Raw genomic sequence first — 10,497 nt, 5'->3', positions numbered from 1 at the left:
TTATCCCCAAAAGATGGGTTGTAGAGCGTTCTTTTGCGTGGATAGAAAAATGTCGCAGGCTATGGAAAAATTGCGAAAGAAAACTACATACAAGCCTGAATATGGTGGCTCTTGCTTTTATTGCTCTACTTTTGAAAAGATTTTAAACAGGCTCTAAGATGTCTGATAAGGAAAGTTTAGAACTAGTTATTTTCTAGAAAACCCAAAACTGAGGTTCATAGGGACAGGACATAAAGGCATAATTGTATCAATGGTAGAAAGAACTTCCAAGCTAACCTATGAAGGTTGAAAGGTCCATCTATTATAATGTTTTATTCTTTCCACAAATCTTTTAATCTCTGTTTTCTACCTGAATAGAAAGAATAGGATTCATATCTTGCAGGATCTTTTTTATAAAACTGTTGGTGATATAGCTCTGCCGGATAAAAGGTTTGCATTGGCAAAATTTGTACTAAGCAGGATAAGGGTAGCTCGTTTTTAGAGCACTCTGCTAACTCTTTTTGTTGTGCGTTGTGATAAAAAATCGTTGGTCGATATTGCGAACCAATATCACAAAATTGGCCATCGGATCTTGTAGGATCAATATGATGCCAATAAAAATCTAGAAGTTTTTCATAACTAATCTGCCTTGGATCATAGAGTATTTGAACAGCTTCTACATGTCCTGTTTTTTCTGAGCAAACCTCTTTATAGCTGGGATTTTTTATATCCCCTCCTGTATAACCAACCTGTGTTTGTAAAACACCTGACAAATGATCAAAATCATGTTGTATACACCAAAAACACCCTCCTGCAAACGTCGCTAATTCTTCCATAGTTCTCTTATAATAAAATAAATTTTTGGTAAATTTTCTCTGCAAAAGCGTAGCCTATTAAAAAAAAAGCCCCTCCCAAAAAACCCCAAAAATAGAGAGCAGAATGTTTTATCTGTAAAAGATAAGTCATGCTTAAACCAAGAACAAAAAAGATAAGATCTAAAAAAAAATACAGTGAAGAAGCGTGCGGAATGAGTGTTCCCATACAAGCACAGGGAAGTTTAATGCTATACCAAAAAATAGAATACCCAGCGAATGAAGCAAACATCACAGCTGTAATCACCCACATGGGCCAATGATTTCTGTAGATAAAAAGAGCTATGATAAAACATATTTCAAAAAAACTAACCCAATGCTCTAACTTTTTGATTTTTTCAGAGGGGTAAAAAACCTTTCCATAAATGGCCAATAATAAAAAACAAGAAATGAGAATAGTAGCGCTTAAAGCAATAAGGTTTTTATTTTTTTTAAAAAGCATACTCCCCTCTTTTAAAGTATATTCCTTACTAGGATATAATAAAAAGTTTTTTTATACAAGCTTAGCTCCGAGTTTTTAATGGATATTTTGTTTGAACAAATATCCAATTAATGGAAAGTGTGATATAAGGGAAAGCATATGGAATGTTTGTTGGAACTGATTACGCGCCATGCCCATAACGCACATTGGTATGTATTTGGAGGGATTATTTTAGCTGGTTTTAATATACCGTTAAGCACAGACCTGTTGATTTTGCTCAGTGCTTTTATCGCTGCTACTATTCTACCAGAACACACCTGGCATTTATTGATAAGTGTTATCCTTGGCTGTTACTTTTCCGCTTGGTGTGCTTATTGGATGGGCCGTCTTTTTGGCTTACAGCTGTCTCGTTTTAAGTGGTTTCAATCGATCTTTCATGTAAACCGGATGAAAAAAATCAAAAATTTTTATGAAAGATATGGATTTTTAACCCTTCTTATTGGACGCTTTATCCCCTTTGGAGTACGTAACTGCATTTTTATGTCTTCTGGAATGAGTCGATTTAATTTTCTTCGATTTATCTTTATGGACGCTTTTGCATGTCTTATTTGGAGCGGGGTCTACTTTTATTTATTTTACAGCTTTAGTCAATTTTATAAGGTCATATGGCAACACTTTAAAACCGCCAATATTTTTGTATTGATAGTTTTCGGTGTGACGGTAATTGCAGGAATTTGGTATAAGCAATGGAAAAGGGTCCAAAAGGCAAATCCTTCTATAAACTAGAACTAGCTTTTAAATCAAAATGAGTCAAAAACTAATATGATTGGTTTATCAAATAGCTTATCACTTTTGCGCGCTCCTTTAGCATTTTTATTTCTGTATGAAAGTATTCCTGTACGTATCACTGCTATTATTCTAGCCATGATAACCGATATCGTAGACGGTTACTTAGCACGCAAGCGTCGAGCTGTTACAAGGCTTGGAGCTATTTTAGATCCTGCCATGGATAAATTCTTTGTATTTTTTATTTTATCTATTTTGCTAATGGAAAAAAGATTGCCTATCTGGCAAGCTTGTGCAATTGTTTCACGTGATTTTTTCTTGTGTTTATTTGGGATCTATTTAAGTTTTCGATCAGCCTGGTCGGGATACCGTTTTGAATCGATTCGATGGGGCAAAGTATCTACAGCGTTGCAATTTTTTATTTTAATCGGGTTAGCTATGAGATATCGATTCTCTGCTTATTTATATTTGCTATTTATAACGCTTGGCCTTCTAGCTTTTATAGAGCTCTTTAAAAGACAACTATTAGTTGTTAAGCAAAATAAATCTTAAATCATTTTTCAATAACCATTATAGGGTTTGGCACCTGAATGCCCATTTGCTGAATTGTTTTATATAAAAGACACAGAATTTCTTGTTTTACTAGTAAATACTGTTCGTATCTTGTCTGTTTGGTATAGATTTCTACAAATAACTCTAATGAATACATTCCAAAAGAAGAGAAAATCACATTAATCGGTAAATAAGCATCTACCGATAGATGCTTTTCAAATACTTCTTTTAAGGTTTGTGTCAACTCTCCTAACTTCGCAAAATCCTCTTTTCTAATACCCACCGTAATTTGAATACGTCGATGACTCATTCTCGATATATTAATGACATGGATCGTAGAAAAAATGGCATTAGGTAAATAGGCCAAGCGTTTATCTCTATCTCTTATTACAGTTAAATACCAACCTAGTTCCTCTACAATCCCCTCTAAACCTCCACGATCAGGTAAGGAAATGGAATCGCCTAACACAAAAGGACGATTGATCCAAAGCATCATGCCTCCAAAAAAATTGGCAATAACCTCTTTAGCTGCAAATCCCAAAGCTGCTGCACCTACACCTCCAAAGGCAATTAGAGGAACTATATCTAATCCCCAAATTTGTAAAATGATCAACGAAAATATACAAATAACAACAATGGAAATTAATCGACCTATCATGAAAACATGTGGCATATCGATTTTTTTTTTGGTCTGCTTAAAGTAAATAAAATCTTTCTCTATTTCTTTTTTCCAACGCAAAAACACCCAAACTAAGGTAAAAATAACGATTGTTTTAAAAAAAGAATGACTATATTCGTAGATAAGAGGGAGTCGAAAATGAACTGCAACAAGAGAAGTGATCAAACAAATAGCACAAATCCATAGAAAAAGAAAACTGGGTAAATAAAAAATAGTATCGATCCTGCCTTTCCAACAATCTAAAGGAAAACGTCTTGCTATCTTCCTAAGGATTTTCTTGAGAAAAAAACTGATAAAAATTAGCAGCCCAAGATAAAATACAATTTTTAACCACCAAAACCGTTGCAAATCTGTAAAAGAAAAACTGATCATGTCTATTGCTCTATAAAAAAGTAAATCCTAGTATATAGTGGTTCCGATTCAATCGGATAGAAAAATACAGGATTAACGACAAGTTTCAAGTCGTTGACTTGAACCCCATTAAGCTAGCCGTTTGAATTGGCACTACTATATACTCTATGCGATTTTCTTAGACAAGGTAAAAAGCTGGATCAAAAAACTATACTTCTCTAAGATTCAAGAACCCATAATATCTATTGGAGATAAGAAATATGCACTACCCTAGAGAATCGATTATAACTTCTACTATTCGTTCTTTTTTTCGTTCTTTTGCTGTTTTTATCGGTTTTTTTACAGCCCTTATGCTTATCTTATTTGGTTTAATCAGTCTTTCTTCTCCCTATATACAACCAGAAAAAAGTACGCTTTTGCTCAGCCCAGATGCCAAGGGTCAAAGACAACTAATAGGCCCTACTTCCGATGTCATATTGAAGTTGGATATCTCTGGAATAATAGGCATAAAAAATCTTACCACAGAAAAAATCACTTCTTTATTAATCGATGCCCAAGAAGGTGTATTGAAAAACGATCGAGTAAAGGCGGTTGTGCTTTACATAAATACACCAGGAGGAACTGTAACGGATTCCGATGGGATTTATCGCGCTATAATGAACTTTAAAACAAAGCATAAATTATCTGTTTATGCGTATGTAGATGGCATGTGTGCATCAGGTGGTATGTATATTGCCTGTGCTGCAGATAAAGTGTTTGCCTCTTCTAATAGTGTTATAGGGTCTGTCGGAGTGCGTTTTGGTCCGGCTTTTAATTTCTCTACTTTGATGCAATGCTACGGAGTAGAGGCTTTGACAATCACACAAGGTAAAGATAAGGATGCGTTAAATCCTTTTAGACCTTGGAAAGAAGATGAAGACCTCTCCTATCGCAACTTAACCTCCGCCATGTATCAGCAATTTGTAAATCTTGTTACATCAGCACGTCCTGCTTTGAACAAACAAAAACTCATTTCCGATTATGGTGCTCATGTATTTATATCTGAAGAAGCGTTGGAGTATGGTTACATAGATGTAGCAAATAGCAGCTATAATGAAACGCTAGAAGCACTTGCCAGCCGAGCAAACTTAGAATCGTATCAAGTGATGACTATCCAACTCGCTCATAATTTTCTATCAGAATTATCCCAGGCTAGATGTTCTTTCATAGAAAAAATGAGTCATTTATTTTCCCCTAGACCTCATTCTCTTCATCCAGAATTAGAAGGTAAGTTTCTTTATCTTTATCAACCAGGACAACTTCTCTAACCCTGCTTTTTCCTCCCTAAAAGTAGGGAGGGTTTTTTATATTCATGAATAAAATTTATATTGTCGACGCAGTTAATCTTTTGTTTCGAGCCTATTACGCCATTTCTCCTATGACCAATTTAAAAGGAGAATCCACTCATGCGTTATATGGGTTTATTCGCTCTCTCTATAAATTAATCAAAGATTTTTCCCCTGAATATGTAATCTGTGTCTTTGATGGTCCAGATAATAAAAAATCACGAACCAAGATCTACAGCGAATATAAAAGCCATCGTACTTCTATGCCGCTAGATTTGGTAGAGCAATTACAAAGGTCTCTATACTTTTGTGAAATCGCAGGGATCCCTTTCCTGTCAATAGAGGGAATAGAAGCGGATGATACAATGGGAAGTATTGCAAAATGGGCTGAAAAAGAAGGCTCTGAAGTATTCATTTGTTCCAGTGACAAAGATTTGTGCCAACTTATTTCAGATAAAATCCATATCATTCACCTACACAAAGATAACCTACTAATCGATGAACAAAAAGTAAAAGATCAATATGGAGTTGAACCATCAAAAATCGTTGATTTTCTGGCTATAACAGGGGATTCCTCCGATAATATTCCTGGATTAGAGGGTTTTGGACCAAAAACAGCATCCTTGTTGCTCAATCAATATGGTTCTCTAGAAGGAATTTTAGCAAACGTTAGCAAGATCAAAGGGAAAAAAGGAGAAATCCTGCTTAAACAAGAAGAAATCGCTTTGATGAGCAAACAACTCGCAAGAATTGATATACATATTGAAACCCCCACGCAACCATCTTTTTTTCAACTTAAGAACCCCGATACTGCAAAAATTAAGCAATTTTTTCAAGAGATGGATTTTCTTTCTTTATTAAAAGAGCTTCCTCTTAATACAGAGGCATCCCAGGAAAACTATTCCCTAGTCAATGATGTAGAATCCTTAGAACAGCTTCTTAAAAAATTAGAACGAGAAACAAAGATCTGCATAGATACAGAAGCAACTCATTTACATCCTATGTTAGCCCAACTGGTAGGGATTGGATTTGCTGTTCAAGCAGGACATGCTTGGTACGTCCCTTTAAATGGATTTTTAAGTAAAGAAGTTGTCATTAAAAAAATCAAACCCCTTTTAGAAAAAAAAGAAATTGGTTTTATAGGCCATAATATTAAATATGATCTGCATGTATTAAAAAACGAGACTATTTCTCTGCAATCGATTCACTTTGATACCATTCTAGCCTCTTATTTGTTACATCCTAATACACAGAGACATAGTCTCGATGAACTATCTCTAAAACGATTAGGCAGAGAAAAAATATCTATTGAGAGCTTAATAGGTAAGGGGAAAAAACAAACATCTATGTTAGACGTCTCTCTTGATCTGATAAAGGATTATTGTTGTGAAGATGTAGATTGCACTCTGCAATTAAAAGAACAATTGGAGCCAAAACTACAAGAACAAGGCTTATTTACTTTATTTACAGAAGTAGAGATTCCTTTAATTTTTGTTCTTGCAGAAATGGAACGCAATGGTATTTATATAAATGTAAACACTTTAGAAAAGACATCTCTTGCTCTGTCTTCTAAAATTTTACATCTTGAGCAACAAATTTATGAACTATCAGGTCAGAAATTCAATGTAAATTCACCTAAACAATTAAGCTCTGTTCTATTTGAAAAACTACAAATCAAACCTCCTAAGAAGACAACAACTGGTTACTCTACATCTATAGATGTGCTAGATACACTTAAAAAAGAATATCCCATCGTTAAAAAAATTATAGAATACCGAACTCTTGAAAAACTGCGCTCTACTTATGCCGATTCATTACCTCTGCAAGTAAATCCTGTAACAAAACGGGTTCACTGCACATTCAATCAATCTACAGCAGCAACAGGGCGTCTATCTTGTCAAAATCCCAATTTACAAAATATTCCGGTTCGAACAGAAGAGGGGAAAAAGATCCGCCAAGCATTCGAGCCTCAAGAACTCGATTATAGTTTTTTATCCGCTGATTATTCACAAATCGAGCTAAGAATCTTAGCCCATCTCTCAGAAGACCCTGCTTTAATTCGAGCATTCAACAATCAAGAAGATATCCATAGCTATACCGCGTCCTTGGTCTTTGGAGTGCCTCTTTTGGAAGTAACTCCTACCATGCGCTATCAAGCAAAAGCGGTTAATTTTGGAATCTTATATGGGAAACAAGCTTTTAGCTTATCTCAAGATCTTAATATTTCCTACAAAGAGGCAGAAATCTTTATTGTAACGTATTTTCAGCGTTATCAAAAAGTAAAAGATTTTATTGAATTTTGTGAAGAAACCGCTCGAAAAACAGGTAAAGTTGTAACCATTACCGGTCGTCAGCGCCCTATTGCAGAGATTCATAATAAAAATCCCTCTATTCGAGCATTTGCAAAAAGATTAGCTATTAATACCCCTCTTCAAGGAAGTGCTGCGGATTTAATTAAAATAGCGATGATCCGAGTAGATAATTATTTAAAACAGTCTTCTAAAAAAGCTAAAATGCTTCTGCAAGTTCATGACGAGCTCTTATTTGAAGCTCCCGACCAAGACATTTTATTACTGGGAAAAGAAGTAAAACAGATTATGGAGAGTGTCATGTCTTTAAAAGTTCCTTTAGTAGTAGATATTGCTATTGGAAAAAATTGGAGTGAATGCTAAAATTGAAAAAGCTAGCTATAACTGGTGGGCTATCCTCTGGAAAAACAACTGTGTGCCATTTATTTAAAGACTTGGGTGCCTTTGTTGTAAGTGCTGATGAGATTGTCCATAATTTACTAGTACCGGACAGCATAATTGGTCAGAAGCTTGTCCAATTATTTGGTCCAAGCATTGCTGAAAATAATTATTTAAATAGAAAAAAAATTGCACAACAAGCTTTTATTGATATAAGGCTTTTAAAAGTCTTAGAAGCATTAATTCATCCTGTTGTGTATACTGAAATTGAAAAAGAATATCAACATGCTAGGCAGGCTGGTAAATACCCTTTATTTATAGCTGAGATTCCCTTACTTTATGAGCTATTTAAACAAGACGAATTTGATATTGTCATTACAGTTACAGCTGATCTATCCATATGCCAAAAGCGATTCATCAAACAAACACATCAAACAATAAGAGAATTTGAGCAACGCATGGCTCAACAAATCGATCCTGAAAGTAAAGCAAAAAAGTCTGACTATGTGATTAAAAACAATGGAAGTTTAGCCTACTTAAAAGACCAAGTGACCAAATTGTATTCCTTGCTAACCACTCAATAAAAATTTATGGGCAATTTAAACGAAGGAGCCTTAACTTCAATGACAAACGAAGACACCACTCAAGGGTTCCAGGACCCAGAACAAAATAATTCTTCCCTTTTCATGACCACTCCCGTCGAGTCGATTACGAAAATAGCAGATCTTCAAAGAATGAATATGGACCAACTTACCCTTTTTGCACGCAATATTGGTCTGAAAAATCTGGGTGCGCTCACAAAATCTCAGATGGTTTTCGAAATCGTAAAGTTTTTATCTGAAAAACCTCAAGAGGTTTTGGTAGGAGAAGGAGTTCTTGAAATTCTGCCAGATGGATTTGGCTTCTTACGTTCTCCTAATTATAACTATCTTCCTTCTGCTGAAGATATCTACGTTTCGCCAGCACAGATTCGTCGTTTTGATTTAAAGAAAGGAGATACGGTGTATGGAACCATCCGCTCTCCTAAAGAAAAGGAAAAATACTTTGCTCTGTTAAAAGTAGAAAAGATTAACAATAAACCCCCTGAAAAAGCAAGAGACCGTATTTTATTTGAAAACCTTACCCCTCTTTATCCCGATGCTCGCCTTGTGATGGAATGTGGTAAGGAAAAACTCAGCCCGCGAGTTCTTGATTTAACAGCTCCTTTTGGAAAAGGACAAAGAGGGCTTATTGTAGCCCCTCCTCGTACGGGGAAAACAATGATTTTACAGACCATTGCTAATTCTATTGCTGTCAATCATCCAGAAGTATTTCTCATGGTCTTATTAATTGATGAGCGCCCAGAAGAGGTCACTGATATGATCCGTAGCGTCAAAGGAGAGGTTATTTCCTCTACTTTTGATGAGCCTCCCGAAAGACACGTTCAAATAGCTGAAATGGTGATTGAAAAAGCAAGGCGTCTTGTTGAATATGGCCATGATGTACTGATTCTCTTAGATTCTTTAACCCGTCTAGCGCGTGCTTATAACACCGTTCAGCCTCATTCTGGTAAAATTTTAACAGGAGGAATCGATGCAAATGCTTTGCATAAACCGAAAAGATTCTTTGGCGCAGCAAGAAATATAGAAGAGGGTGGCTCTTTAACAATTATTGCAACTGCATTGATTGATACCGGATCTCGTATGGATGAGGTAATCTTTGAAGAATTCAAAGGAACTGGAAATATGGAGTTAGTTCTAGATCGACGCTTAGCGGATCGTCGAGTATGGCCAGCTATTGACCTGATTAAAAGCGGAACTCGTAAAGAAGAACTTTTATATCATCCAGAAGAGCTTGAAAAAATTTATGTTATGCGCCAAGCATTAGCAGATCTAGCTCCTTTAGATGCTATGAACTTGCTGCTTGGCCGTCTTAAGAAAACCGGTAGCAATGCTGAGTTTCTTCTCACCATGAAAGAATAATTTTCCTTTAAATTACACATCTTAATTCCTTATTAAGATGTGTTTGTTTTTTTGTGCTTCAACACTGTGATCTTTTAGGTTATAGAAAACCATATAAGGGGTGCCCCTTGAGAAACTGCAATACTGATATTCGCAGATTTCTCTTAGGTACTTTTCTTCTTTTTCAGAGGACGGTTCCTTTCTTCCTACAAACCTCAATGTTGAGTTTATCTCTTTGTTTTTCAAATAGATAAGATGAAATAGCAACATGAAACTTTTGGAAGTAAACCAATCACTAGCGATAGCACATGCTATGAAGGAACAGATCAGATTATAAGTTATGCCCAAATTCTTAGCTATCTCTAATCTAGTTTGTGCGCCTGATCCTAGTTCTCGTGCTTGAATATCATGAAATAGAAACAAAATGAATAGATTGCTAAGTCAACCTTATTGTACAATAATTGGTAACATATCAAAGATTTTGCACACACACTAACAGCAGACAACGGAAAAGAATTTGCCTATCACCAAATGTTTAGTTTCGAGCTAGAGACAGACTTCTACTTTGCAACGCCCTACCATTCTTGGGAAAGAGGCTTAAATGAGCATACAAACGGACTTAGTTAGGCAATATTTTCCTAAAACACAAAGCTTTTTAGAGCCTGTTTAAACTCTTTTCAAAAGTAGAGCAATAAAAGCAAGAACCACCTATTCAGGCTTGTATGTAGTTTTCTTTCGCAATTTTTCCATAGCCTGCGACATTTTTCTATCCACGCAAAAGAACGCTCTACAACCCATCTTTTGGGAATAACTGTAAAAGTATGAAGTGTATTTCTTTTGGCTATTTCTACTATACATCCTAATATCTCCTGCACACTCTTTGCAAATTTTTCTCCAGAATATCC

Annotated in this window: 10 protein-coding genes and 2 pseudogenes; 8 read left to right on the top strand and 4 right to left on the bottom strand. The window is 35.5% G+C overall.

Annotation, left to right across the window (positions count from 1 at the left end):
- Positions 1-146: transposase (locus RHOW815_RS04505; RefSeq protein WP_215217147.1), on the top strand; the 146-nt coding region annotated here is incomplete at its 5' end.
- 165 nt (positions 147-311) lie between these two features.
- On the opposite strand, the gene msrA is transcribed toward RHOW815_RS04505, so the two are convergent.
- Positions 312-815 (bottom strand): peptide-methionine (S)-S-oxide reductase MsrA, encoded by a 504-nt coding sequence (gene msrA / locus RHOW815_RS04500; protein ID WP_215217146.1) that lies wholly within the window; start codon positions 813-815, stop codon positions 312-314.
- Positions 816-822: 7 nt separating this feature from the next.
- On the bottom strand, positions 823-1,293 hold the full coding sequence (locus RHOW815_RS04495) for a hypothetical protein (RefSeq protein ID WP_215217145.1): 471 nt from the start codon (positions 1,291-1,293) through the stop codon (positions 823-825).
- Positions 1,294-1,431: 138 nt separating this feature from the next.
- On the opposite strand from RHOW815_RS04495, the gene RHOW815_RS04490 reads away from it, so the two are divergent.
- The gene (locus tag RHOW815_RS04490; RefSeq protein WP_215217144.1) at positions 1,432-2,058 is read left to right on the top strand and encodes a DedA family protein; all 627 of its coding nucleotides are present in this window, start codon (positions 1,432-1,434) and stop codon (positions 2,056-2,058) included.
- Positions 2,059-2,094: 36 nt separating this feature from the next.
- Positions 2,095-2,610 carry a CDP-alcohol phosphatidyltransferase family protein gene (locus RHOW815_RS04485; protein WP_215217143.1) on the top strand — a complete coding sequence of 172 codons (516 nt, stop codon included), beginning with the start codon at positions 2,095-2,097 and terminating at the stop codon, positions 2,608-2,610.
- Position 2,611: 1 nt separating this feature from the next.
- Here RHOW815_RS04485 and RHOW815_RS04480 read toward each other — a convergent pair whose 3' ends face one another.
- Entirely contained in the window at positions 2,612-3,661 is a 1,050-nt protein-coding gene (locus RHOW815_RS04480; protein WP_215217142.1) for a mechanosensitive ion channel family protein, read from the bottom strand.
- 239 nt (positions 3,662-3,900) lie between these two features.
- On the opposite strand from RHOW815_RS04480, the gene RHOW815_RS04475 reads away from it, so the two are divergent.
- The 5 genes and pseudogenes from RHOW815_RS04475 to RHOW815_RS04455 all read left to right on the top strand — a co-directional run.
- Positions 3,901-4,947 (top strand): S49 family peptidase, encoded by a 1,047-nt coding sequence (locus RHOW815_RS04475; RefSeq protein WP_215217141.1) that lies wholly within the window; start codon positions 3,901-3,903, stop codon positions 4,945-4,947.
- A 44-nt stretch (positions 4,948-4,991) separates the two neighbouring features.
- Positions 4,992-7,637 carry a DNA polymerase I gene (polA, locus tag RHOW815_RS04470; protein WP_215217140.1) on the top strand — a complete coding sequence of 882 codons (2,646 nt, stop codon included), beginning with the start codon at positions 4,992-4,994 and terminating at the stop codon, positions 7,635-7,637.
- A gap of 2 nt (positions 7,638-7,639) precedes the next feature.
- Positions 7,640-8,236 carry a dephospho-CoA kinase gene (coaE, locus tag RHOW815_RS04465; RefSeq protein ID WP_434062173.1) on the top strand — a complete coding sequence of 199 codons (597 nt, stop codon included), beginning with the start codon at positions 7,640-7,642 and terminating at the stop codon, positions 8,234-8,236.
- A 102-nt stretch (positions 8,237-8,338) separates the two neighbouring features.
- The gene (gene rho, locus RHOW815_RS04460) at positions 8,339-9,613 is read left to right on the top strand and encodes a transcription termination factor Rho (protein WP_256439911.1); all 1,275 of its coding nucleotides are present in this window, start codon (positions 8,339-8,341) and stop codon (positions 9,611-9,613) included.
- 456 nt (positions 9,614-10,069) lie between these two features.
- Positions 10,070-10,247, top strand: a pseudogene (locus RHOW815_RS04455) (IS30 family transposase); the annotation flags it as partial.
- A gap of 11 nt (positions 10,248-10,258) precedes the next feature.
- Here the strand turns inward: RHOW815_RS04455 and RHOW815_RS04450 are convergent.
- Positions 10,259-10,497 (bottom strand): annotated as a pseudogene (locus RHOW815_RS04450) (transposase); the annotation flags it as partial.

Origin of the sequence: Candidatus Rhabdochlamydia sp. W815 (genome assembly GCF_018642185.1) — a bacterium.
GTDB lineage: Bacteria > Chlamydiota > Chlamydiia > Chlamydiales > Rhabdochlamydiaceae > Rhabdochlamydia > Rhabdochlamydia oedothoracis.
This window is presented reverse-complemented; position numbering and strand designations above follow the sequence as displayed.

Coding starts and splice junctions, on each gene's coding strand:
- msrA (WP_215217146.1), bottom strand. CDS start 815: ATGGAAGAATTAGCGACGTTTGCAGGAGGGTGTTTTTGGTGTATACAA.
- RHOW815_RS04495 (WP_215217145.1), bottom strand. CDS start 1,293: ATGCTTTTTAAAAAAAATAAAAACCTTATTGCTTTAAGCGCTACTATT.
- RHOW815_RS04490 (WP_215217144.1), top strand. CDS start 1,432: ATGGAATGTTTGTTGGAACTGATTACGCGCCATGCCCATAACGCACAT.
- RHOW815_RS04485 (WP_215217143.1), top strand. CDS start 2,095: ATGATTGGTTTATCAAATAGCTTATCACTTTTGCGCGCTCCTTTAGCA.
- RHOW815_RS04480 (WP_215217142.1), bottom strand. CDS start 3,661: ATGATCAGTTTTTCTTTTACAGATTTGCAACGGTTTTGGTGGTTAAAA.
- RHOW815_RS04475 (WP_215217141.1), top strand. CDS start 3,901: ATGCACTACCCTAGAGAATCGATTATAACTTCTACTATTCGTTCTTTT.
- polA (WP_215217140.1), top strand. CDS start 4,992: ATGAATAAAATTTATATTGTCGACGCAGTTAATCTTTTGTTTCGAGCC.
- rho (WP_256439911.1), top strand. CDS start 8,339: ATGACCACTCCCGTCGAGTCGATTACGAAAATAGCAGATCTTCAAAGA.